This is a genomic window from Thioalkalivibrio sp. ALM2T (genome assembly GCF_000381505.1).
Classification (GTDB): Bacteria; Pseudomonadota; Gammaproteobacteria; order Ectothiorhodospirales; family Ectothiorhodospiraceae; genus Thioalkalivibrio; species Thioalkalivibrio versutus.
Window position 1 is genome coordinate 39,666 of the sequence record NZ_KB906559.1, and the last position, 24,726, is coordinate 64,391.

20 protein-coding genes are annotated in these 24,726 nt (G+C 67.2%); 13 read left to right on the forward strand and 7 right to left on the reverse strand.

Annotated elements, in window-relative coordinates; all coding sequences use genetic code 11:
- Positions 1–12: 12 nt before the first annotated feature.
- Complete coding sequence (locus F816_RS0106205; RefSeq protein WP_019593980.1) at positions 13–2,142, reverse strand: HDOD domain-containing protein; 2,130 nt, start codon at positions 2,140–2,142, stop codon at positions 13–15.
- Between the two features lie 208 nt (positions 2,143–2,350).
- Between F816_RS0106205 and F816_RS0106210 the strand changes: the two genes are divergently transcribed.
- On the forward strand, positions 2,351–3,826 hold the full coding sequence (locus F816_RS0106210) for a MinD/ParA family protein (protein WP_019593981.1): 1,476 nt from the start codon (positions 2,351–2,353) through the stop codon (positions 3,824–3,826).
- A 22-nt stretch (positions 3,827–3,848) separates the two neighbouring features.
- Here the strand turns inward: F816_RS0106210 and F816_RS14425 are convergent, their stop codons facing one another.
- Complete coding sequence (locus F816_RS14425) at positions 3,849–4,025, reverse strand: PLDc N-terminal domain-containing protein (RefSeq protein ID WP_019593982.1); 177 nt, start codon at positions 4,023–4,025, stop codon at positions 3,849–3,851.
- A gap of 173 nt (positions 4,026–4,198) precedes the next feature.
- Between F816_RS14425 and F816_RS0106220 the strand changes: the two genes are divergently transcribed.
- On the forward strand, positions 4,199–4,648 hold the full coding sequence (locus tag F816_RS0106220; RefSeq protein ID WP_018951260.1) for a YaiI/YqxD family protein: 450 nt from the start codon (positions 4,199–4,201) through the stop codon (positions 4,646–4,648).
- Positions 4,649–4,948: 300 nt separating this feature from the next.
- Here the strand turns inward: F816_RS0106220 and F816_RS0106225 are convergent, their stop codons facing one another.
- Positions 4,949–5,155: a hypothetical protein gene (locus F816_RS0106225; RefSeq protein WP_019593983.1), complete on the reverse strand. Its 207-nt coding sequence runs from the start codon at positions 5,153–5,155 to the stop codon at positions 4,949–4,951.
- A 277-nt stretch (positions 5,156–5,432) separates the two neighbouring features.
- On the opposite strand from F816_RS0106225, the gene F816_RS0106230 reads away from it, so the two are divergent.
- From F816_RS0106230 to F816_RS0106240, 3 genes are all read left to right on the forward strand, one after another.
- Complete coding sequence (locus F816_RS0106230) at positions 5,433–5,765, forward strand: hypothetical protein (protein ID WP_019593984.1); 333 nt, start codon at positions 5,433–5,435, stop codon at positions 5,763–5,765.
- A gap of 54 nt (positions 5,766–5,819) precedes the next feature.
- On the forward strand, positions 5,820–6,146 hold the full coding sequence (locus F816_RS0106235) for a non-heme iron oxygenase ferredoxin subunit (RefSeq protein WP_019593985.1): 327 nt from the start codon (positions 5,820–5,822) through the stop codon (positions 6,144–6,146).
- Positions 6,147–6,360: 214 nt separating this feature from the next.
- Positions 6,361–8,346, forward strand: coding sequence for a DUF1631 family protein (locus F816_RS0106240; protein WP_019593986.1), 1,986 nt, complete (start codon positions 6,361–6,363; stop codon positions 8,344–8,346).
- Between the two features lie 630 nt (positions 8,347–8,976).
- Here the strand turns inward: F816_RS0106240 and cysZ are convergent.
- The 4 genes from cysZ to queF form a co-directional block, all read right to left on the reverse strand.
- Entirely contained in the window at positions 8,977–9,735 is a 759-nt protein-coding gene (gene cysZ / locus F816_RS0106245) for a sulfate transporter CysZ (protein ID WP_019593987.1), read from the reverse strand.
- A gap of 10 nt (positions 9,736–9,745) precedes the next feature.
- Complete coding sequence (locus F816_RS0106250; RefSeq protein ID WP_018145959.1) at positions 9,746–9,955, reverse strand: DUF3185 family protein; 210 nt, start codon at positions 9,953–9,955, stop codon at positions 9,746–9,748.
- A 398-nt stretch (positions 9,956–10,353) separates the two neighbouring features.
- Positions 10,354–11,649 carry an FGGY-family carbohydrate kinase gene (locus tag F816_RS0106255; protein WP_019593988.1) on the reverse strand — a complete coding sequence of 432 codons (1,296 nt, stop codon included), beginning with the start codon at positions 11,647–11,649 and terminating at the stop codon, positions 10,354–10,356.
- Positions 11,650–11,660: 11 nt separating this feature from the next.
- Entirely contained in the window at positions 11,661–12,083 is a 423-nt protein-coding gene (gene queF / locus F816_RS0106260) for a preQ(1) synthase (protein WP_019593989.1), read from the reverse strand.
- Positions 12,084–12,315: 232 nt separating this feature from the next.
- Here queF and smc point away from each other — a divergent pair, with 232 nt between their 5' ends.
- The 8 genes from smc to F816_RS0106300 all read left to right on the forward strand — a co-directional run bounded on the left by smc (position 12,316) and on the right by F816_RS0106300 (position 24,499).
- Positions 12,316–15,810: a chromosome segregation protein SMC gene (gene smc, locus F816_RS0106265; protein WP_019593990.1), complete on the forward strand. Its 3,495-nt coding sequence runs from the start codon at positions 12,316–12,318 to the stop codon at positions 15,808–15,810.
- Positions 15,811–15,849: 39 nt separating this feature from the next.
- A complete protein-coding gene (locus F816_RS0106270; RefSeq protein ID WP_019593991.1) occupies positions 15,850–17,067 on the forward strand; it encodes a cell division protein ZipA C-terminal FtsZ-binding domain-containing protein in 1,218 nt (405 codons plus the stop codon).
- Entirely contained in the window at positions 17,064–19,154 is a 2,091-nt protein-coding gene (gene ligA / locus F816_RS0106275) for an NAD-dependent DNA ligase LigA (RefSeq protein ID WP_019593992.1), read from the forward strand. The genes F816_RS0106270 and ligA overlap by 4 nt, the downstream gene beginning before the upstream one ends.
- A 218-nt stretch (positions 19,155–19,372) precedes the next feature.
- Entirely contained in the window at positions 19,373–19,828 is a 456-nt protein-coding gene (locus tag F816_RS0106280) for a transposase (RefSeq protein ID WP_026333156.1), read from the forward strand.
- A gap of 291 nt (positions 19,829–20,119) precedes the next feature.
- Positions 20,120–22,021, forward strand: a complete 1,902-nt coding sequence (locus F816_RS0106285) for a nucleoside-diphosphate sugar epimerase/dehydratase (RefSeq protein ID WP_026333157.1) — start codon at positions 20,120–20,122, stop codon at positions 22,019–22,021.
- Between the two features lie 230 nt (positions 22,022–22,251).
- Complete coding sequence (locus F816_RS0106290) at positions 22,252–23,418, forward strand: nucleotide sugar dehydrogenase (RefSeq protein WP_019593995.1); 1,167 nt, start codon at positions 22,252–22,254, stop codon at positions 23,416–23,418.
- Positions 23,419–23,855: 437 nt separating this feature from the next.
- Positions 23,856–24,101 carry a DUF6364 family protein gene (locus F816_RS0106295; protein ID WP_018950448.1) on the forward strand — a complete coding sequence of 82 codons (246 nt, stop codon included), beginning with the start codon at positions 23,856–23,858 and terminating at the stop codon, positions 24,099–24,101.
- The gene (locus tag F816_RS0106300; RefSeq protein ID WP_019593996.1) at positions 24,098–24,499 is read left to right on the forward strand and encodes a PIN domain-containing protein; all 402 of its coding nucleotides are present in this window, start codon (positions 24,098–24,100) and stop codon (positions 24,497–24,499) included. The genes F816_RS0106295 and F816_RS0106300 overlap by 4 nt, the downstream gene beginning before the upstream one ends.
- Positions 24,500–24,726 lie beyond the last annotated feature (227 nt).

Sequence of the window (24,726 nt, forward strand, 5' to 3'; positions counted from 1 at the left end):
GTCAGTAGCGAATCATTGTCGCGTCGTCCCTGATGCGCTCGCTAACCCCCGTGATGCGTGGGGCAGTGCGATTTCGAAGCGCGTCCCTGCGCTCCCGCTGGTGAATGAGAGTCCCGCACCGATCTCCTCGGTCAGGCGTTTGACGATGCTGAGTCCAAGCCCGGCATGGCCTGTACCCTTGGTCGATGTCACAGGCGCGAATGCCGCGGCCTGGACCTCGGCAGGGAGCCCGGGCCCCTTGTCCTCTACCGACAGGGGCACAACCCTGCGGCCGTTTACGGTGGTTGGGGCACGGGTGGCGATGTTGATCTCCCCGCCGGATGCCTGGGCCTCGGCCGCGTTCTTCAGAAGATTGATGAGGATCTGCCGCAGGTGATCCGCGGGGGCCGACAGCGGTGGATCGGCGGGAGTCAGATCCAGGTGCAGGCGGACGCCGCGTGTGCGACAGAGTGAGCCGTCCACGATATCGGCGACCTGGCGGACCAGTGCATTCAGCGAGGCCGGTCCGGTCTCCTCGTTCCCGGCAGCCTGCGGATCGCGCAGGCGCAGCAGGATGCGCCCGACCCGGTCGATTTCCTCCTTGATCAGGCCCAGCTCGTGGTGCGCTTCGTGTTCTTCGCCGAGCTTGTGGTTCAGCACGCTCAGGTAGTTCTGGATGATGCTGAGCGGGTTTCCGGCCTCGTGCACGGTGTCGCGGATGCGCTGCTCGGTGGCGCCGTCCGGGGCATCCGCCGGCTCGGGTGTGGCGACCAGCGCCCGGGCGATCTCGCGTGCGAGGGAGCCGATAAAGTCCGAGCGGGCCTCCAGGGCCTGCGCCTGACTGCGGGCAAGGCCCAGGATCAGCACCCCCGCGGGTTCCTGGTCGTCGGCGAGCAGCGGAAAGCTCCACAGGATTTCGGCTTCGCAGAGCCGGAACAGTTGCTGGTCGATCACGGGCAAGCCGGCGGCGTTCTCTTCCTCGTGGAGCTGAATCTCGCGATCCAGCAGCGTATCGGTCACCAGGCTGCGCCCGGGTAACAGCGGCAGGGTGAAATCGGGGGTCTCGTCGTCCTCCACCCAGGCGGCGATGGACTGGTGATCCGGGTCGATCAGAAACAGCAGGCTGTGGTCTATGCCCAGCGTCAGGTACAGGGTGCGGCGTGCCGCGGTGCAACGCTCCTGCAGGTCGGCCGCCCTGGCCAGTTCGCCATTCATGCGTTCCAGCTCGGTCAGATCACGGACCCGGGCGGCCAGAGCGCGCTCCGCCGCGTGATCGGTCTCCTCCGGCTTTTGATCCGCCGTGGTCCGGGTCGCGCCCAGATCGATTTCCAGTGATCCAGCAATTCGCCGCACGTCCTCGGCCACGCGCCCGCGCAATTCGCGGGTCAATCCCTCGTTGAGGCCGAAAAGGGTATCCGCCGCGGCCAGGGCGGTCTCGTTGCACCCGGCCGCGGAATCCTGTGTGCCGGAGCCTGGCAGACAGCCCATTGCATGCGACAGGTTGACCAGCTTGACCAGGTGATGGGCGTCGCGCACGCGCTCGGCCGGTTCCAGGTGGTAGCGCACGGCGTCGGCCAAGAACGGGCCCAGCCCCCAGGCCTCGAGGCATGCCCCGCCCAGTTCCCCGTAGTGTTCACTGTAGGTTGTGCGCTCGGTCTCGATCAGGTGGGGGTCGTCTTCGGCGGACTGGAGGATGGGCCAGTAATGACCCTCGTCACCGACCAGACGGACCAGGCGCCCGATGTCGATCAGCAATCCGGCGAGGTAGGCCTCCTCGGGCCGCGGGTAGCGGGTGAGGGTTGCGAGGACCTGTGCCAGGTTGGCGGTGGTCAGCGCCCGTTGCCAGATGGTGCGCAGGTAGCCGCGATGGCGGGGTCCGAACTCGCCGAACAACTGCTGGATCGACGCGGTCAGGGCCAGGCTGCGCACGGTATCCAGGCCCAGGCTGAACAGGGCGCGGTCGATAGTGCGGCAGGTGGAGCCGCGATAGTAGAAGGGCGAGTTGGCGGCCTGCAGCAGGCGGCTGGACATGCCCGCGTCCTGCATGATCGCCCGGGCCAGGGACTGGAAATCGGCCTCATGGGCCTGGGTGGCGTCCAGCACCGGGATGAGCGCCTGGGGCAGGCTCGGTAGACCGTCCGTTGCCGTATTGACGCTCGTCATGCTGCTCCCCGGTCGCGTGCAGTCGGCCTGCCGCGCCTTTTGCCCTGTGTGCGTGTCCGGAACCGAACCTTTGGTGCAGTCTGTCGGATCACCGCTGGTTCCTGACTATACTGAGTGGTATTGCCCCGCGCCACCGAATGGGGTAGACCGACCGTAAGTTCGCCATCATTCTTTCCCAATGCCGATGAGTGCCATGCAGGAAGCCGCGATGTCCCGTCACAGCGCCTTGACGGATACCCGTTCCGGGGTCGCCGCGCGCCCGCGGGTTCTTGTCGTGGCCAGCGGCAAGGGCGGGGTGGGCAAGTCCAGCATCGCGGTGAACCTGGGGATCACGCTGGCGCGGCGCGGGCGGCGGGTCGGCATTCTGGATGGCGATACCGGCCTCGCCAATGTGAACATACTGCTGGGGTTGCGCCCGGAACAGGGCCTGGCGGAGGTCCTGGCGGGCGAATGTGGAATCCGCGATATCCTGCTGGAAGGGCCGCACGGCCTGAAGATCATCCCCGGCGCCAGTGGCATCCGCGAATACGCGGAGCTCTCCGGGGCGCATCAGCAGCGGCTGGTGGAGGAACTGGCGAACATCGAGGCGGATTTCGACGACCTCCTGCTGGATACCGCCGCGGGCATCGGGGATACCACGCTCGATTTCCTCGCGGCCGGCCACCAGGTCCTGCTGGTGCTGACGCCGGAACCGACCTCGCTGACCGATGCGTTCTCCCTGCTCAAGCTGGCGTTGCGGCGTCAGGCCCTGGATGTCCGCGTGATCGTGAACATGGTGGCGGATGTCGCCGAGGCCCGCAGCGTCTTCCAGCGGTTCGCCAATGCCGTCGAGAAATACCTGCATACCCGAGTCGAATTTCTCGGCTTCGTCCAGCGCGACGAAAGCCTCCGCTCGGCCGTCACACTGCAGCACCCGGTCGCCCTGTTCGCCGAGAATGACCCCTCGGCGCGTCCGTTCCAGCGTCTGGCGAATGCCCTGGAGGACAGCCTTCCGCATGAAGACGCGCCCGCATTCAGCTTTTTCTGGCGGCGTCGTCTGCAGCAGGATGATCCGGCTGCGCATACGTCGTTGGGGGACCCCCGTCCACAAGCCCAGGCGCTCGCTGCGGAGCCGCCCCCGGTCGACCATGCCTCGGAAGCCTCGGACGGCTCGGACGGCTCGGACGGCTCGGAAGCCTCGGACGGCTTGGGCAGCGAAGAGGGTGTGCTCGGGCGCTTGCGCGCGGCGTTCGACGCGGCTCTGGAGGCTTCCGAGCCCGAGGCGCTGGCGGTGGAATTGGACGCCATGCACGAGCAGTACCGGTCGCGAACAGGCCGCCCTGCGATCGATCTGATGGCACTGGTGGACGCGCTACAGGCGGATCCGGAGGGCCATGCCGGGTTGCTGGGCCGTTTGCGTGCGCGGCTTGCGCCCGCGAGGGACGCACCCCAAGACGTAGCGGCGCCGGCGACCATGCAAGCCGAGGAGGGTCGACGCCCCGGGGCTGACCGTCCACCGCCCGATTTCGGCTGGAAGGGTCGGGACGAGTCGGCCGCCAGGCCCGCTCGGGCGGGCTCCGCGTCTCGTGTGCAGGCAACCGCCTATGACGTAGCCCGTTTTGGTCCCCAGGAGGCGCTACTCGAGCGACTGCGTCAGGGGGGCGAAGACGCGCCGACCCTTGCGGAGTTCCTGCGCCGGATGTGAGCGCCCGGTGCCTGGGTTGGGCCTACTTGGGTCCGAGCAACAGCCAGGCGATCAGACCGACCAGGGGTAGAAACAGCAGGATCAGGATCCACAGTACTTTCACTACGGGGGTCGCGGGGCTTTGTGCGGTCCGCACGATCGCCCAGATCACGATCAGCAGCCAGATCAGGCCCAGAATGCCGGTGACTTCAATGCCCATGTAATGCTCCTTGCGAGGCTTGGCCGGAAGGGCCAAGCATGTTGGTTGACGTCTCCCAAGCAGATAGCACGTGTACCGCCCCGGCGCCAATCCGAACGGTGGGGAAATGTGCCGGGCGCCGCAAACGACTACCCTGCACCCCGATCATCAGCGAGCTTTCGGGAAGGAGCACCATGAAGATCTGGGTCGACGCGGATGCCTGCCCCGCGGTCATCAAGGAGATTCTGTTTCGTGCGGCGAAGCGGACGGGGGTTCCGGTCACGCTGGTGGCCAATCAGCCGATGCGCACGCCGCCGTCGAAGCTGATCGACTCGATCCAGGTCGGCGCCGGGTTCGACGTGGCCGACAACGAGATTGTCCGGCGTCTTGGCACCGGGGACCTGGTCATCACCGCGGACATCCCGCTCGCCGCGGATGTGATCGAGAACGGCGGGCAGGCGTTGAATCCCCGGGGCGAGCTCTATACTCCCGACAACATCCGCGAGCGCCTCAGCATGCGCGACTTCATGGACACGCTGCGCTCCAGTGGGGTCGAGACCGGCGGCCCGGCGGCGCTGGGCCCGCGCGACCGCCAGGCCTTCGGCAATGCCCTGGATCGCTGGCTTGCTCAGAACGTGAAATAGCGTCCTCGGTCTCCCTAGGGAAACACTGATCAATGTACGCACTCGCGCTCGAGTCGCTTTTGCGCGCGAACAAGGCGCGGCGACTGCCGCGCAGTCACTCTGCACAAGGGAGCAGCAACGCAGTGCGCGCGCCCGTTTTCGTCAACAACGGGCGGTCGAGCCCCTGTGGGGTTGGTGCCCCCTGTTCCCCGATCCGGCGTTGCGCCGCTTGGCCGTAGAATGGCTACGGCGCTGCGCGACGCGCCTTGTCTCGGAAAACAGGGGGCACCAACGCGAGTGCGTACATTGATCAGTGTTTCCCTAGATGCGTAGCTGGCGGATCAGTTTCAGGGTTTCGTTGGCGAGCTGTACCCAGTCATCATCCTGCGCGGTACTCCGGGATTCCTGCGCAACGGTGATGGAATGGTCCCGGCCGGGGCTGACTGTCCCTTGTCGGTATTCCTTCGGCGAGGAGGGGGTGTTGTTCCAGGTCTGCGGGGCCTGGTGATGGTGGCGTGAAGAGTTCACTGGTGGGGCCGTCCTTGATCGCGGGTGCGTGTGCGATTGACCTGTCCAGGGTAACGGCGGTGATGCCGTCAGCTTGAGCCTGCACCTCCGAGCGATAGCGCTCGTGAAGTTCGACGGGGCCGACGTCGCGCGAATGGATCCGGGTTTTCTTAGGCCCGTCATTCAGGGGTGAATGGGCGTGACATGGCGCAGCTTCGGTAGGCTGGAGCCGGATAAGCGTCGGCAGTCGCCGCGAGTACAACTGGGAGAGAAAATAGTGCTGAAAGGAATCAATGCCATGTGGCTGGGGCTGGCGATGACCGCCCTGCTGGTGGCTTGCGGGGGCGAGCGCGTATCGCCGGTGACCCTGGAACAGCTGGCTGCATCCGCGCCGGCCTTCAATGGCGAACTGGTGGAAACCGAGGGTGTCGTGAATCGTTTTGATGATCCGGAGCACTACTGGCTGGAAGACGACGCCATCAACCGCGTGGCGGTCAAGCCTGGGTCGGCGGTGCGCGATCACCTGGGCGAGAACCTGCGGGTGGTGGGGCGCTTCTCCTACCACCCGGAAGAGGGCCGGCGGATCGAGATCGATGCGGCCGCGACCGCGGCCCTGCGGGCGTCTCCCTGAGCTGCCAACGCAGGGGGGGCGATACCGGGAGTTTTCAGAAGCAAAGGAGTCGTGATGACGGAATGGATTGACGTGGCCCCGGTGGGGACCATCCAGGATGGCGATCATCGTCTGGTGGAGACAGCGGATACCGAGGTGGCGATCTTTAACCTGGGTGGTGAATATTTTGCCGTGGAGAACCTCTGTACTCACGAGGATGTGCCCATCGCGGATGGTGAGATCGGCGCCGATGACTGCATCACGTGTCCGATGCACGAAGCCCAGTTCTGCCTGCGAACCGGCGAGGTGATGGCCGCGCCTGCCGAGGAACCACTGACCCGGTTCCCCGTGCGTGTCGAGGGCGAAATGGTTCAGGTGGGAACGCAGCCGCTGGACCTTTAGGGAACGTCTCAGCGAGGGGCTCCCTGTCCGGTGCGAAACTTGCGCTGGATGCCCCGCTTTGATCGCGCCTGTACACTGTGGACGGGCTCACGCTGAACTAACGCGAGCCACCACGCAGCAATACGAGGACACCTCATCGATGGCAGGCAGGGAGCATACAGACAGGGAAGCACGGGCCGCGGACCCGGCCGCGGTCTGGTCGGGTCTGTCCGGTTTGTCGGATGCCCAGCGCCAGCAACTGGTGCGCGGGATCGTCCCGCGGGTGACCGATCACCTTGAGCACTGCCTGGAATCCGTCGCGCAGGAGTGGTGCGCTGGCGGTGACGAGGCCGACAGCGCGGAGTGGGCGAACCAGCTCCAAGGTTATCAATATGTGCTGCGTCGCCAGTTCGAGGAGGCCCTGGAGCGTGACTTTGTCGCCACAACCTACCCACCCGAGTATGAATTTTCCGGTTCCAGCTACGCCGATGACAACTCCGGCCTGCAAATCCTGGACGATTACCAGTCCACCCGCCGTTCCCTGCGTCACAAGCTCGAAGGGCTGGTCCGCGAGCAGAATCGTTACTCCTGGTTCGTGTTCCTCCAGGCCGCGCGCGAGGATCACCGCTTCGAGCACCCCGGCTGGGCGCCGTGGTCGCCGCTGAACTGGTACGAGCGCCTGATCGAGTCGGCCGAGGAACAGTTCGGCCGGACGGATATGACGCTGGGCCTGATGCGAGCCTACGTGCGTTGTCTGGGCCGGACGGCCGCACCGACCCTGGCCTTCGTGGTCGAGACAGTCGAGGCCTGCGGGCTGGTCAGAGAGCCGGTGTCCGAGGTCCCGGAGGGCGACTTGCCCGGAGCGTTACCGCGTGCGAGCTGGACCCATGCCACCCGGGAAGGGGGCCCCGCCACGGCGTCGGAATCGGCTGCGCTGGAGAGCGCCGCACCTGCGGTTGGCGGAGCAGGGAGCCTTGCGGTCGCTGGTGCTGTGATGCCCGGCCCGGATGCTGGTGCGGCTGACTGGCTGCAGTGGGCCGCGGCGGCTGGCTGGCTGCCATCCGGCCATGGAGTTGCGGCAGGCGGCGACGGTGGCCCCGCGACCGCCGCCGTGGCGGGCGAAGCCACGGCGGAACCACGGATCGAGAGCGTCATCGAAAGTGTTCTGGCCGGTGTGTTCGCCGAGGTATCGCGTCACCTCGATTGCCATGCAGCGTTTCGCGCGATGATGCTGGAGCTGCAGCCGCTACTGGTGCGTGCGGTTAGCCATGATCTCGAATTTTTCCACGACCCCGGGCACCCCTTGCGCGAATGGGTTGGTAGCCTGATCAATACGGGCGTACGGATCAGCCCCGAGGTCAGCGCGGAGGACTCGGAGACGGTCCGCCGTTACCTGGAAGCCATGCGCCGGAGTATCGAACACCTGGGGCGTGCGATCGATGATCTGGATCGACCTGCGGCGCAGGCGCTGGCAGACGACTGGGCCGCCGCCGTGGCCGCGGAACACGAACACTGGCAGGCGCAGGCGGCCGAGTTCACGGGGCCGATGTGTCAGAGGGAACGCGCGGCCCGCGCCCGGCGCACCCTGACGGTCTGCGTACTGGAGACCGGGGCCGAGCTCCCGGAGTGTTCCGCCGAGCAGATCGTCGAGGCCTGGGAGGACCTGCTGGCAGTGGACGAGGCGGCTGTGCAGGTGCTGGATGGCCAGGTGCAGGAGCTCGTGCGGGCCATCTGCAACCAGGCGACCCCACAGGAAGCGAATCCGCTGGTGCAGCGCATCGTGGCCACCGCACGTGAGCATGGCGCCGACGAGGCGCGCGTCAAGGCGGTCGTGCAGCACCTGGGGCAGGCCCATCTGCAACGGATCCGGGCCTCCGCCGACGAGCCGCGCTTCGATCCGCAGGCGCGCATCGAAGCGCGGCGGGCCGTGCGCCTTGAGGATGACGACCCCGACTTGTTGACCGATCTTGACGATCCCTGGGTTTTCGATGCCAGCCGGATCCGCACCGGCGAATGGTTCGAGGTGGTCGACAAGGCAACCGGGCAGTTTCACCGCATGGGCCTGGTCTGGCGCGGTGAGGCGACCCGCGGCTACCTGTTCCTGTCGCTGGATCTGGGCGCCAGCCGGCGCCACTCCCTGCAGGGTGTGGCCCAGGAACTGCGCGAGGGCCGCATGCGCCCGCTCCCCGACGACAACCCACTGGACGCGCTACTGGGCTAATCAGCGCCTGTGTCCTGAAGGTCGAGGGCATATTCACCACGAAGCTCACGAAGGCACGAAGAAGGTCCAGGGCGGTTACACCACAGAGGGCACAGAGGACGCGGAGTAGATACGGCTAATAGCGGTAGGATGTGACGAGCGCAGCGAATCGCATCGTGTCGCGGCCCAGGAGCCAGAGATTCCGGATTGATGCGTTTCGCCGCACCCAACGCATCCTGGTCGCTCGTCACCTTCCCCCACCAATGTCACCCCGGAACCGCGCCAACACCTCATGTCATCCCGGAAACGGCGAAGCCGTTATCCGGGATCTCCTCGGGCTGGCATCGCGTCCGGGGCGAGCCCCGGAGATCCCGGCTCTCCGCTCCGCTGCGGCCGGGATGACGAGGGGGTGCTTGCGGCCGGGATGACTGAGTCGCGGCCCAGAGCCTCCGTGTTGTTGGATTGATGCGTTTCGCTGTGCTCAAGGCATCCTACGTGGCGTTCTTGGGTCGTCAGGCCAGAGGGTTGGATTGGCATTTCATGTCACCATCCAGGCGACCCCACATCGCGTTCTTCCCTTCGTCGATTCTTCCTGTTGAAGGCTTTTGATCTTCTCCGTGCACTCTGTGTGCGCTGTGGTTAGACGGGACCTCAGGCGCTGTCCCGGCGTTCGCGAGCGAGTGAATGCTGGGGCAGGCGCACGCGCAGGTGGGTCGCGCCGATCACGGCGGCTGGTACCAGGAGCAGGTTCACCACGGGCACCATGGCCAGCAGCGTGGTGCCGGCGCCGAAGCTCAGGGCTTGCAGGCGGTGGGCGCGCAGCGTCTGCCGGACTTCGGAGAAGGTCAGGCCGTCGTTGGCCAGTGGCGCCTCCATGAATTCCACGGCCAGCACCCAACTGCCGAAGATGAACCAGGCGAGGGCGGCGAGCAGGTTTAGGCCCGGAATGACGATGATCAGCAGGACCGGTATGAACAGCAGGGCGTAGTAGCCGGTTTTGCGCAATGCGGTCCCTGTGGCATGTCCCATCTCGCCGAGAAAGGAGCGCGCCGGCTGGCGGGGCTCGTGGCCCAGCCCACGCGCGGTGCGGTAGGCCAGTGGTCCGGAGAATGGGCTGGCGATGATCGCCGCCAGTGCGACGGCGGTGACCCCAAAGGCCACCAGCAGTGCCAGTGCGAAAAGGGGCCACAGTAGCCAGGCGAGCCAGTCCCAGCCGCCGGGCAGCCAGGCCGCGAGAAGGGCCTCGAAGCCGAGCCCGGCGGCCGTCGCAAGCCCGATCACGACCAGGATGTTGATGATCAACGGGCCGATCACCAGACCGCGCAGGCCCGGCTCGAATACGCGCGCGAGCCCGCGAAACGGCGCGAGGAAGGCGAGCAGCGGCGTCAGGCGGAGGGTGCCGGCGGGCACGGATGTGCCCTTAGCGGCGCACCCCAAAGATCGCGAGTACGAGGCCCACGACGGACATGATCCCGCCGGCGATCAGGTACATGCGCGTGTCGTCCGTATAGCGCCCCATGAACTCCTGGTGCAGTTCCTCGCCCAGGCTTTCCGTGGCGTTATAGCCCATCACCAGCAGGATGATGCCGCCCACCAGCAGTGCAATGCCGAGAATTCGCGTCCAGTGCATGTCGTATCCCCTTGTTGTTGGGTGCCTCCCCCGAATGTAGCACCGATCCGCACCCTCGGCGTCATAGCAGTGCACATCGTGGGACGGGTTTCGTGGGAACGGCCTTGGCCGCGAAGCCCACGGCAAAGCCGGACTCGTACAACAAGCGTAGGATGCGATGAGCGCAGCGAATCGCATCATTGCTCAGCCCCCCCCCCGGTGATTAATGCGATTCGCTGCGCTCGTCGCATCCTACGGCGCTGTTAGCCAGAACAAGGCGCGGGCAGGGGCTTCGCCGACAAGGCCGTTCCCACAAGATCCCCCTCATGGAAATGGTGGCCCCCACCCGGCATCGCGGTCGGCTTGCAGGCGAAGCCCCGGCCAAAGCGGACGATTGCCGAGCCTCTCGGCCTGGCCGGTTAACCCGTGAAACCCGGCTCCAGCCCCACGCCGATGCGCGCGAGCCGCGCGGCGCCGCTGGCGGCATCGTCGTCCTCGGCCGTGGTCACCGGCAATCCCAGGATCCGGCTGCGGATGCGCGTCCAGACGGGGTTCTGGGCGCCGCCACCCAGGGACACGACACGCTCAACGCGCGGGGCGCCCAGCGCGGACAGGCGCTCATAGCCGTCGCGCTCCACTCGGGCAATCCCCTCGAACAGTCCCTGTAGGAAACGCGCGTCGTCCTCGGGTCGGGGGGTGAGGCGGGGTTGCAGCTCGGGGTCGTTGAGCGGGAAGCGTTCGCCGCGGCGGGGCAGGGGGAGATAGTCGAGCCCGCTGTCGGTCTCGGGGTCGATCGCGGCACTCAGCCGCTCCAGAGCCGCATCATCGAAGTGCTGGCGCAGCACCGCGCCGCCGCTGTTGGAGGCCCCGCCCACCAGCCAGCGCCCCAGCAGCCGGTGGCTGTAGATCCCGAGTTCCGGGGCGTAGATCGGTTCCGGGGCCAGTTGCTTGATCACCAGCGTCGAGCCCAGGCTGGTCACGCCGGTGGTGTCGTCGTCCACACCGGAGGCGAGGAACCCGGCGATGCTGTCGGTGGTGCCGGCGACCACCCGGCAGGCCGGGTTCAGATGCAGCGATTCCGCCATTTCCGGGTCCAGCGGGCCCAGCACGGTGCCGGCCGGGACCACCTCCGGCAGTAGCGATGCGTCACTGCCCAGGGTCTCCTGCAGCCAGTTCGGCCAGCCGCCCCACAGCGCGTCGTAGCCGAGCTTGAGCGCGTTGTTCTCGTCCATGCGGTCGAAGCGCCCGCGCAGGCGCCCGGTAACCCAGTCGGCCTGGTGCAGGACGCGGCGCACGCCGGAGAGCCCCTCGTGGCGACGCAGCCACAACAGTTTGGCCGCCGACGAGCTGGGGCTGTGCACGGCGGAGTCCGCCGGCGCGACCCCGGCCAGCACCGACAGCATGTCGGTGGCCCGGGCATCGTTGTACATCAACGCCGGATGGGTCGGGCGTCCGTCGGCATCCAGGCGCAGCAGGGTGGCCGAGGTGCCGTCCACCGCGATGGCGGCGGGCTCGCCGTGCAGGTGCGAGGCCGCTTCACGCAGCAGCTCGCGCACGATGGCCCACCACAGCGCGGGGTTCTGTTCCGCCCGCTGTTCGTCACCCCCGACGGACGCGGGTAGGGCCCGGTGTGCGGTGTGAATGCGCGTACCTTCCGGATCCAGCAAGGCGAGCCGGATGCCGGAGGTGCCAAGGTCGATGCCGATGGCGTGCATCGCGCGTTCGGTCAGCCGTTCATGTCCAGCGGGCTGCGGGTCGGCGCTGGCAGTTGCACCGGCTCCGGCGGGGTCCAGCCGGGCTTGCGGTGCTCGGCGACCACGGTGGTGTAGACCCCGCCACGTACGTTGAAATACGAGGTCAGGCGCATGTAGCGCGGGTTGGTCGCCGCCACCAGATCCGCCAGGATGCGGTTGGTGACCGCCTCGTGGAATGCGCCCTCATCGCGGTAGGACCACATGTAGTTCTTCAGCGACTTCAGCTCCACGCACTTGCCGTCGGCAACGTACTGGATATGGATCTCGGCGAAGTCCGGCTGCCCGGTGGCGGGGCACAGGCAGGTGAACTCCGGGACGCGGATATAGATCGCGAAATCGTTCTCCGGGGCCGGGTTGTCGAAGGTTTCCAGGGTCTTGCTCGGCTGGCTGGGCATGGTTCGGGTTCTCGTGCTGAAAATGGATCGACTGCTCAACCCCGGCCCTGTAGGAGCCTGCTTGCAGGCGAACCCTCGCTACGATCAGGCGTGGGCAGGAGCTTCGCCTGCAAGCAGGCTCCTACAGGCTTGGGGATCGCGCAGCGCGAGTGTTGGCGGGATAGGGTCACGTTACAGTTTTTAGCGTGTACCATTCTAACCCCGAGTTTCCTGACCGCGGATAGCGCCGAACGTGCGACTCGCCCGAATCAAACTGGCCGGCTTCAAGTCGTTCGTGGACCCGACCACCCTCGTCCTCCCGGGCAACCGGGTGGGCGTGGTCGGGCCGAACGGCTGTGGCAAGTCCAACACCATCGATGCGGTGCGCTGGGTAATGGGCGAGTCTTCCGCCAAACACCTGCGTGGGGATTCCAGCGAGGACGTGATCTTCAACGGCTCGTCCACCCGCAAGCCGGTCGGCCAGGCCTCCATCGAGCTGGTCTTCGACAACTCCGACGGCCGCCTGGGCGGCGAGTACAGCGGCTACGGCGAGATCGCGGTCAAGCGCGCGCTGACCCGCGACGGCCAGTCCAAGTACTTCCTGAATGGCCAGCGCGCGCGCAAGCGCGACGTGGTCGACCTGTTCCTTGGCACCGGTCTGGGCCCGCGCAGCTACGCGATCATCGAGCAGGGCATGATTGCGCGGCTGATCGAGGCGCGCCCCGAAGAGCTGCGCGTCTATCTGGAAGAGGCGGCCGGCATCTCCAAGTACAAGGAGCGCCGGCGCGAGACCGAGAACCGCGTGCGTCATACCCGCGAGAATCTCGAACGCCTGGACGACGTCCGCGACGAGGTGTCCAAGCAGGCCGAGCGCCTCAACCGCCAGGCCGCCACCGCCGAGCGCTACCAGGCGCTGGCGGCCGAGCGCCGGCGCAAGCGCGCCGAGGCCATCCTGCTGCGCCTGCAGGCCCAGGAGCAGGAGACGGAGGCCAGCCGCGCCCGCCTGAACGACGCCGAGACGGCGTTGGCTGCGAGCCAGGCCGAGGCCCAAAAGGCGCAGACCGGCACCGAGCAGGCACGCCAAGAGCGGGTCGAGCTGGAGGCGGCCACCACCCAGGCGCAAAGCGCCTATTACGACCGCGCCGCCGAGGTCTCGCGCCTGGAGCAGTCCATCCGCCATGCCGAGGACGAACTGGCGCGCGAACAGGCCGAACTGCGCCAGCTGGAAAGCCGCATCGAGGCCGCTGCCAGCGAACACCAGGCGGTGGAGGCGCGCATTGCCCAGGCGGAACAGGAGAGCACGCAGCGCCAGGAGGCCGCCACGACCGCCGAGGCCGAGCGCGAACGCCTGGAGGCCGCCGCCGAAGGTGCCGAAACCGAATACCAGACCGCCCGCGAGGCGCTCACCGAATGGGAGCGCTCGCTCGCCGAGCCGCGCCAGAACGCCCAGCTCGCGCGCTCGCGCATGGACAATGCCGAGCATCTGCTCAAGCGCGTCGCCCAGCGCCGGGAACGTGTGGAGGCCGAACGCGCGGCGCTGCCGCAGACCCACCCGGGCACCGAGGCGGATCGCCTGGACGCGGAACTCACCGGACTGCGCGAGCGCTTGCAGGGGCTGCAGGGCGAACGCGACCAGCAGCAGGCCGCGCTGGCCGATCTCGAACAGGCCCAGCGCGAGGAGCAGGACACCCTGCATGCCACCGAACGCGAGGCGCGCGAGGTCGCCGGGCGCCTGGCGGGACTGGAGCACTTCGCCGGCGAGGACGACCCGCAGGAGACCCGCGCCCGCCGCGAGGCCTGGGCGCGCGAGCACGGGCTGGACCTGTCGCGCCCGCTGGTGCAGCAGTTGGAGGTGGCCGAGGGCTGGGATACCGCGGTGGAGATGGTGCTGGGCAGCTGGCTGGAGGCCGCCGTCACCGATCTACCGGAGACCGCGTCGGATCTCCCCGAGGCGATGCTGCGCCTGGTCGGCACGGGCCTGTCGCACACGCCGCAGGTGCCGACGGGGCGTCTGGCCGGGCAGGTGCAGGGCTCCCCGGTCGTCACCGCCTGGCTCGCCTTGGTGCATTGCGCGGAGGACGCCGACGCGGCGCGGGCGCGGGTGCCCACGCTGGGGCCGGGCGAGAGCGTCATCACCCCGGATGGCACCTGGCTGGGGCCGGGTTGGGTCGCCCATCGCACGCTGGAGGGTGGCGCCAGCGGCGCGGTGGCGCGGGTCCGCCTCGCGCGTGAGCTGCAGGAACGCCAGGAGGAACTGAACACCCAGGTGAGCCGGCTGCAGGCCGGGCTGGAAGAGCGTAACGAGACCATCGCGGCCACCCGCGCACGGCGCGAGGCACTGGACGGGCAGATCCGCGAACAGAAGGCGCAGATCGACGACCGCGAGCGCCGTGTGCAGCGCCTGCGCGACCAGGCGCGGCAGCTGGAACAGCAGCAGGAACGCATCGACCGCGAGGCGGGCGAGTTGGACGAGGAGGCCGCCCGTGCTCGCGAGCAGTTCGCCGCCGCGGAGGCCGAGCGCAACGAGGCGCTGACCCGCATCGAGACCCTGGAGGCCGACCGCGCCGATCTGGAGGCACGGCTCGAGGCCGCGCGCACGGCCCAGACCGGAGCCCGCGACGCGGTGCGCGCGGCGCGCGACGCGGCCAACCAGGCGCGCATGGCCGAACAGGAGGCGCGCCATCGCCTGGAACGCGAACAGAACGAACGCGGGCGCCTGGAGCGCCAGCGCGAGGACGACGCACAGCGCCGCGAGCGTCTGGCGCAGGGGCTCAGCGACCGTCAGGGCCCGCTGGAGCAATGGCGCGCGGACCTGCAAACTGCTGCAGAACAGCGCCAGGCCGCCGAGGTCCGCCTGACCCAGGCGCGGGCGGACCTGGAGGCCTGCGACGCGCGGCTGCGCGAGCTGGCGAGCACCAGCACCGAACTGGGCAACCGGGTCGAGGCGCAGCGTTCCACCTGCGAGGAGCTGCGCCTGGACCTGCGCGAACGCTCGGTGCAGATCGAACAGCTCAAGGCCCAGTTCCAGGAATCCGGCTTTGCCGCGGAGGCCCTCGCACCCGAACTACCGGAGGACGCGACCGTCCCGGCCTGGGAACAGGCAATCGGTGAACTGGATCGCAAGATCGAGAAGCTCGGGCCGATCAACCTGGCGGCGATCGACGAGGCGCGCAGCCTGGAAGAGCGCTCGCGCTACCTGGAGGAGCAGCACGCCGACCTGATCGAGGCGCTGGAAACCCTGGAACAGGCGATGCACCGCATCGATCGCGAGACCCGTGCCCTGTTCAAGCAGACCTTCGATCAGGTGAATGCCGGGCTCGGACACAAGTTCCAGCGCCTGTTCGGCGGCGGCGAGGCGCGCCTGGAGATGACCGGCGATGATCTCCTGGATACCGGCGTCACCATCATGGCGCGCCCGCCCGGCAAGCGCCTGTCGACCATCCATTTGATGTCCGGCGGTGAGAAGGCGCTCACGGCTTCGGCGCTGGTGTTCGCGATCTTCGAGCTAAATCCGGCGCCCTTCTGCATGCTGGACGAGGTGGACGCACCGCTGGACGAGGCCAACGTTGGGCGGTTCTGTGACCTGCTGCGCGAGATGTCGGAGCAGATCCAGTTCATCTTCATCACTCACAACAAGGCAACGATGGCCATGGCGGAACAGCTGATCGGCGTTACCATGCACGAGCCAGGCGTGTCGCGCCTGGTTAGCGTGGATATCGACGAGGCTGTGGAACTGGCCGAGGCCTGACCGTCGGTACCGGGATCAACGAGGTTTTTTGTGGATTGGATGCGTATCAGCCTGGTCATTTTGGGGATTGTCCTGATCGCGGGGATCTGGGCCGCCCATCGTCTGCGCGCGCGGGCGCAGCAGCGCGATATGGACGACGATGCCGCGGACTGGGGCGACGAGGCCGTACATATCCGTGCCAGTGACGAGGCGGGCGACAAGCGCTGGTACGAGCCGGCCGACCCCGGGGACTCCGCTGAACCGGAGGCCGGTTGGGGCGATCCGCTGGATACCGGCCGCAGCGTCCGCACCGGCGGCGCGCGCGAACCCGCGTTCGACGAGCCGCGTATCCCCGGTGCGGCGCGCGAGGAGCGCCACGAGCCGCACCTCGGCGTGACCGCCAACGACGACGAGCCGGTCCTGGAACCCGACTACGGCCGGCGGGGCGAGCGCGCCCAGGACATCTACGGCGTGCTGGACAGCGACGACGAGCCCACGCCGCCCCCGCCGCACGGGGCGTTCGAACCGTCGCCCGAGGATCGCCCGGCCCGTGCCCGGCGCAAGGGTTCGGGCAGCGCCCCGGTCGAGCGGGCCCGCGAGGCGTTCGGGGGGCTGGGTGCACGTCTGCGCTCCGGTATGGATCGCCTGCGTCCGGGCAAGCTCAAGCCAACGCGCGCCGATGACACGCTAGGTGCGCATCTGGATCCGGACCACGAGATGAACCCGGATCTGATCGAGCAACCGGCGCCGGATATGGAGACGCTGGGTGAATACGTGTCCGAGCCGCGCGTGGTGGGGCGTAATCCGAGGGCCGACCGCCACCCGGCGGAGGAGAAGATCCTGGTGCTGCATGTGGTCGCGCCGCGCAACAAGCCGTTTACCGGCGTCGCCCTGGGTGCGGCGATGCAGCGCGCCGGCATGACCCCGGGCGAGATGGATATCTACCATTTTCATGAGCCGGAGACGGATGCCCGCGTGCCGCTGTTCTCGGCCGCCAACATGGTCCCGCCCGGCACCCTGCGCGAGGAAGACCTGGCGGACATGATGACGCCGGGCGTCACGCTGTTTACCCAGGTGCATCGCAGCGCCGAGCCGCAGCGTGCCTTCGAGGCGCTGCTGGAGCATGCCCACGTACTGGCGCGCGATCTCGGTGGCAGCATTCTGGATGCCCAGCAGTCCACCGCGACCAATCAGACGCTGGCCTACATGCGCGAGGACCTGAGCGACTGGCTGCGCCGTCACCGCCCCGACGTGCTGCGCCGGCAGAGTACGCGGTGAGCCGTTCGGGTTCGCCTGCCTCGCAGGCTGGCTCGACGGATTCTCCGAAGGCGCGCATCGACGCGCTGCGTCGCCAGATCGAGCATCACAACTACCGCTACTACGTGCTCGACGACCCCGAGGTATCGGACGCCGAGTTCGATGCCCTGATGCGCGAGCTGGAGCAACTGGAGGTGGACCACCCGGAGCTTGTCACCCCCGATTCGCCGACCCAGCGCGTGGGCGCCACCCCGGCCGAGGGCTTTGCCACGGTTCGGCATCGCCTGCCCATGCTGTCGCTGGCCAACGGCTTCGAGGCGGACGCGATCCGCGACTTCGACCGTCGCGTGCGCGAACGCCTGGCGAAACAGACTGGTGACCCGGCGCGCGGCGAGGGCGCCGTCACCTACATGGCCGAGCCCAAGCTGGACGGCCTGGCCATCAGCCTGATCTACGAGGACGGGCGCCTGGTACAGGCCGCCACTCGCGGCGACGGCGAGACCGGCGAGGACGTGACCGCGAACGTGCGCACCGTGCGTCCGATCCCGCTGCATTTGGGCGACCGCTTCACCGACGATGCCCCGCGGGTGCTGGAGGTGCGTGGCGAGGTCTTCATGCGCCGCGCCGATTTCGAGCGCCTGAACGCCGGGCTGGAGGCCGAAGGCCTGCGTGGCTTCATGAACCCGCGCAATGCCGCTGCCGGCAGCCTGCGCCAGCTGGACTCGAAGGTGACCGCGCGCCGCCCACTCAGCTTCTTTGCCTACTCGGTGGGCTTCGTCGAAGGCGGGACCCTGCCGGACACCCAGTCCGGCACGCTGGACTGGCTGCAGCGCCTGGGCTTCCCGGCCTGCCCGGAGCGCGAGGTGCTGGAGGGCGTCGAGGCCTGCCTCGACTACTACGAGCGCCTGGCCGCCCGCCGCGCGGGGCTGGACTACGAGATCGACGGCATCGTCTACAAGGTGGATGCCCTGGCCGATCAGCAGCAGCTGGGCTTCGTGTCGCGCGCACCGCGCTGGGCCATAGCGCACAAGTTCCCGGCGGAGGAGCGCACCACCACCCTGCGCAATGTCGAGTTCCGCGTCGGCCGCACCGGCGCGCTCACCCCGGTGGCGCGCCTGGAGCCGGTGCTGGTCGGGGGCGTGATGGTCAGCAATGCCACGCTGCACAACATGGACGAGATCGCGCGCAAGGACGTGCGCATCGGCGATCGCGTGATCGTGCGCCGCGCCGGCGACGTGATCCCCGAGGTGGTCGGCCGTGCCGGGGGCGAGCGCCCCGCGGACACGCGCGCCATCGAGATGCCCGCGGCCTGCCCCGAGTGCGACTCGCATATCGAGCGCACCGAGGGCGAGGTCGTGGCCCGCTGCACCGGCGGGCTGGTATGCCCGGCGCAGCGGCGCGAGGCCCTCAAGCACTTCGTCTCGCGCCGCGCGATGGATATCGAGGGCTTCGGCGAGAAGATCATCGAGCAACTGGCCGACGGCGGCATCGTGCAAAGCCCGGCCGACCTCTTCGCGCTGGACGCCGAGCGCCTGGAGGCGCTGGAACGGGTCGGGCCCAAGCTCGCCGAGAACCTGGTCAACGCCCTGGAACAGGCGCGCGAGACCACGCTGGCGCGCTTCATCTTCGCCCTGGGCATCCGCGAGGTGGGGGAGGTGACTGCCCGCAACCTGGCCGAATACTACGGCGACCTCGACACGCTGATGCAGGCCGATGCCGAGGCCCTGCAGGAAGTCCCCGATGTCGGCCCCATCGTCGCCGAGCACATCGCCAACTTCTTCGCCGAACCACACAACCTCGACGTCATCCGCGCCCTGCGCGAGGCCGGCGTGCACTGGCCGGATCCGCCCCGGCGAGAGGCCGCGGAAACCGGCGACGACGCCCCGCTGGCGGGACGCACCTACGTCCTCACCGGCAGCTTCGACGCCATGACCCGCGAAGAAGCCAAGGCCGAACTCGAGGCCCGCGGCGCCAAGATCACCGGCTCCGTCTCCAAAAAGACCACAGCCGTCATCGCCGGCGCCGACCCGGGCTCCAAGGTCACCAAGGCTGAATCCCTCGACATCCCCATCCTCGGCCCCGACGACCTCGCCGAACTCCTAGCCTGATGAACCCCGCCCCTGTAGGAGCCGCCTCGGCGGCGAAGCCCCCGCCAGAGCCGGTCCCGGGCAGGGGCGTTCGCCTGCAAGCAGGCTCCTACCGGGGGTGTTCGTGCACGGGGCTGCCCCTGTAGGAGCCGCCTTGGCGGCGAAGCCCCTGCCAGCCTCAACGTTGCCACCAGCGCCTGATATCCTCGAACACGAAACGGGATAGCGAAGGAGGTCCCATGCCACGGAAGGCACGAGGGCATCGCCTGCGAAGCGGCCGGTTCAGCGAGCCGGGGCGCATCTACCTCGTCACAACGGTGTGTGCGCGCCGGCGGCGATGGTTCGCAGATTTTGCCCGGGCCCGTTGCTGTGTACAGTCTTTGCGAGAGGTTGACGATCTCGTCACGACTTTATGCTTCGTGGTCATGCCGGACCACCTGCACTGGCTGTTGCAACTGGACCACGGCGAACTTCCGGTGGCGGTACAAAAGGTCAAGGCAAACACCACCCGCCGCATTGGACGCCTCGAGGGCACGCGATGCCACATCTGGCAGAAGGGCTTCCACGATCGCGCATTGCGCCGGGAAGAGGATCTCCCGGCAGTCGCCCGCTATGTGGTCGCCAACCCGCTAAGAGCGGGACTGGTTCACAACCTGGGTGATTATCCGCTGTGGGATGCCATCTGGCTGGAATGAGTGGTTGAATCAGCCCTGGCAGGGGCTTCGCCGCCAAGGCGGCTCCTACGGGCCACCCCTGTGCACGAACACCGCCCCTGTAGGAGCCTGCTCGCAGGCGAACGCCCTTGCCAGCGTGGAATGATGGCAACACCCTCGGCCGTGAGTGCATTTTTATGACGGCTTGCTTATGCTCCGCACGCCGCGATGGAGAGCGGCAGCGCCCGGCACGTACACTTGCTGTAGTGTAATCCGGGTAGTTTTTGTGGACGGGAGAGTCGGGCGAGACATGCCGGGGCGGTGTTGCAGATCATGCTGAGGAAGGGCCTGGAAAGCCTGTTCAAGCTGCCGCGCTCGACAAAGCGCTGGCTGATGGTGCTGGCGGATGTGGTCATGCTGCCGTTGGCGCTGTGGTCGGGCTTCGCCATCCGCCTCGCGGAGCCGTTCCCGACAATCATGCAGGAGACCTGGTGGCTGTTCCCTCTGGTGGTGCTGGTGGGCATACCAGTTTTCGCAAAGTTGGGTTTGTACCGGGCGGTAATCCGCTTCATGGGGTCCCGCACGATCTGGGCGGTGGGGTCCGGTGTGGCGGTCCTCGCTCTTGTTTTGTGGGCCGCCGTTGCGATCGGTCGCGTGGACAGTTTTCCGCGTTCCGTGCCGATCAACTTCGCGATCGTGGCCTTTATCTATGTTGGCGGCAGCCGGTTCCTGGTGCGCACGTGGTATCGCTCGATCATCGAGGCGGCCTCGGGTGCCGAGCCGGTGGTGGTATTCGGGGCGGGCGAGGCCGGGGTGCAGCTCCTGTCGGGCCTTAAGGCGGGCGGCCGCTTCCGCGTGGTCGCCTTCGTGGACGAGGATCGGAGCCTGCAGGGCAGTTCCATCGACGGGATCCCGGTTCACCGGCCCGACCAGCTCGCGCGCCTGGTGGACCGGTTCCGAATCGGGCGCGTGCTGCTGGCCATCCCATCCGCGACGCGCCAGCAGCGCCGGCGCATCCTGGAACAGCTGGAACCGCTCCCGGTGTACGTCCAGACGGTCCCGTCGATGGAGTCGGTGGTCTCCGGGCATGCGAGTTTGGAGCAGCTGGAGGACGTCGACATCGCCGATCTCCTCGGGCGTGATGCCGTACCGCCGGACCCGGAGCTACTCACCTGCAGTGTGCGCGACCGCATCGTGATGGTTACCGGGGCGGGCGGCTCCATCGGTTCGGAATTGTGTCGGCGCATCATTCGTCTCGAACCGGCGACGCTGATCCTGTTCGAGCGCAACGAGTTTGCGTTGTACAGCATCGAACGCGAGTTGCAGGAAACCGCGGCGCAATTGGACCGGTGCCCAGCCATTCACGCGGTACTGGGCTCCGTCACCAATGCGCGGCGCGTGGCTGCCGTGCTGGCGGAACACGGCGTACAAACGCTGTACCACGCCGCGGCCTACAAGCATGTGCCGATCGTCGAGGCCAACTTGATCGAGGGCGTGCGCAACAATGTCTTTGGTACCGCCGTGCTCGCGGAGGCGGCGCTCAATGCCGGCGTGGACCGCTTTATCCTGATCTCCACCGACAAGGCTGTGCGCCCCACCAACGTGATGGGGGCCACCAAGCGCCTGGCCGAGATGGTCCTGCAGGATCGCGCCCGCGAGCAGCGCGGGACCATTTTCAGCATGGTGCGCTTCGGCAACGTGCTGGGTTCGTCCGGCTCCGTGGTGCCGCTATTCCACCAGCAGATCCGCGATGGCGGCCCGGTGACGGTGACCCATCCGGAGATCACGCGCTACTTCATGTCCATCCCCGAGGCGGCGGAGCTGGTCATCCAGGCCGGCGCCATGGCCGAGGGCGGCGAGGTCTACGTGCTCGACATGGGCGAGCCGGTCCGCATCGTGGATCTGGCGCGGCGCATGATCCACCTGCATGGGCGCCAGGTGAAGGAAGACGGCGTGCCCGAAGATGGCGTGGAGATCGTGTTCACCGGCCTGCGTCCGGGCGAGAAGCTCTACGAGGAGCTACTGATCGGCGACAACGTCCAGGCCACAGGCCATCCGCGGATCATGCGCGCACGCGAGGACTGCGTATCGGCGCAGGACCTGCACGCAGCCCTCAACCAGCTGGACCAAGCCGACCGCGACATGGACACCGAGCGGGCCTGCCGCACTATCCGCGCTGTAGTACACGAGTACGCCCCGGCCAACCACCCACCGCAGGAACGCGTGGCTGGGTAAGGCGGGCGTTAACCTTTCGTGCCCCTGATCGCATCATTGTTCATGGCGCCCCAGTATCCTCGGGCGCTGGGCAAACGTGCCAGCGCCCCTGTAGGAGCCTGCTCGCAGGCGAAGCCCCTGCCCGGGCCGGACCTTTGGCAGGGGCTTCGCCGCCAAGGCGGCTCCTGCGGGTCTCGGACGCACGGCCGACGAACTTGGCTACACAGATTGCAACAGGAAGGAAACCAGGAATGAAAATCGCAGTCGCCGGAACCGGCTACGTCGGGCTCTCCAACGCCGTCTTGCTCGCGCAGCACCATGAGGTCGTCGCGCTCGACGTGGTGCCGGAGAAGGTCGAGCAGATCAACCGCAGGCACTCCCCGGTCATCGACGCCGAGATCCAGGACTTCCTGGAGAACCGCGCGCTGAACCTCAAGGCCACGCTGGACAAGCAGGAGGCCTACGCGGACGCGGACTTCGTGATCATCGCCACGCCCACGGACTACGACCCGCAGACCAATTACTTCAACACCGCCACCGTGGAATCGGTCATCCGCGATGTGCTGGCGATCAATCCGCATGCGGTGATGGTCATTAAGTCCACCGTGCCGGTCGGCTACACCCGTGAGACCAAGGCGCAGCTGGAGACCGACAACATCCTGTTCTCGCCGGAGTTCCTGCGCGAGGGCCGGGCTCTGTACGACAACCTGCACCCCTCCCGGATCATTGTGGGCGAACAGTCCGAACGGGCCGAGACCTTCGCCAATCTCCTGGCCGAAGGCGCGATGGACGACAACATCCCGATGGTGTTTACGAACTCCACCGAGGCCGAGGCGATCAAGCTGTTCGCCAATACCTACCTCGCCATGCGTGTGGCCTACTTCAACGAGCTGGATAGTTATGCCGAAGCCAACGGCCTGGATACGCGCCAGATTATCGACGGTGTCTGCCTGGATCCGCGCATCGGCAGCCACTACAACAACCCCTCGTTCGGCTTTGGCGGCTACTGTCTTCCGAAGGACACCAAACAGCTCCTGGCGAACTACGACGAAGTCCCCAACAACATCATCAAGGCCATTGTCGACGCCAACCGCACGCGCAAGGATTTTGTGGCGGACGCGATCATTAAGCGCCAGCCGAAAGTGGTCGGCGTCTACCGCTTGGTCATGAAGAGTGGCTCCGACAACTTTCGTGCCTCCGCCATCCAAGGCGTGATGAAGCGCATCAAGGCCAAGGGCATCGAGGTCGTCGTCTACGAACCCGAACTGCCGGAGGACGACTTCTACCGCTCCCGCGTCATCCGAGACCTGGACGAGTTCAAGCGCGTATCCGACGTCATCGTCGCCAACCGCCTCCACGAAGACATCCGCGACCAGGCCGACAAGATCTACACCCGCGACCTCTTCAACAACGACTGACCAGAACCACCCCGTTCCTGTAGGAGCCGGGAAGAAACATCCAAGCCCAGCCTCTGGCCGACGGGGCGCAACCAACGCCCCAATCGCCGAGAGGGCTCGGCTCCTACAGTTAAAGGCTAGTTGCGCCGACCCTTCGATACGGCCTTCCGGTCGAAGTGCACCCACCATGCCCGTCATCCCGGCCGCAGCGAAGCGTAGAGCCGGGATCTCCAGCGTCGGGGGCGCCCGAACGTGCGAGATCCCGGATAACCGCTGCGCGGTTTCCGGGATGACGGTGGGGGTGGGGCGCCTTCCAGCATGACGGTCGGTTGGTACGGTTCCCGGGATGGCGAGGGGGGCGAAATATATCGCGCGTGCCGGCGTGTGTTTTTGGTCTGGAGGTGATCGTGCCGTACAATTCTTTGATCTCTGCCATACAGTCCTGGGAGGCAGGTCGCATGGAACACGAAACGACCAAGGTCACCGTCCGCTTGCCTAAGCAGGACGTCGAGTTCGCGAAGGCCTATGCCAAAGCGCATGGGATCACCATGACCGAAGTGATCGACCGTCACCTGCGCCGTCTTCGGGCGCTCGAGCGCCATGCACCCAGTGCAGAGTTGGACGCGATTACCGGGCTTCTCCCTCCTGACCTGGACGCGGAACAGGCGTACCGCGACCATCTGCTGGAAAAGCACCGCTCGTGATCATGCTCGACCTCAATGTCCTGCTGGACGTGCTGCAAAAGCGGGAGCCGCACTACCGAGTATCGGCAGCGGTACTGGAGCAGGCGATTCACGGTGAAGGGCCAGGAGCCCTGAGTGCTCATGCGGCCACCACCATCTATTACCTAGTGGGGAGGTATGTCGGCCGCGACGCCGCCGAACAGGCACTAGGGTGGCTTCTTAAGAATCTTCACGTGTGTTCGGTGGGGCGCGACGAGCTTGAACGGGCGCGTTCTCTCGGTTGGTCGGATTTCGAAGACGCGGTGGTGGCAGCTGCCGCTGAACGTGCCGCCTGCTCCTGCATCGTCACGCGCAACGTTAAAGATTTCGCAGCCTCGCCCGTGCCTGCTCTCACGCCACAGGAGTTCCTCCTACGCTAAACATCGTCCCGGCCGTACGCTGCCCCGGCCCGTCATGCCGACCGTAGCTCACCCACCACTCCCGTCATCCCGGCCGTAGCTCACCCACCACTCCCGTCATCCCGGCCGAAGCGAAGCGTAGAGCCGGGATCTCCAGCGGCGGGGGCGCCCGAACGTGGGAGATCCCGGATAACCGCTGCGCGGTTTCCGGGATGACGGTGGGGTGGGGCGGCTTCCGGAATGACGAC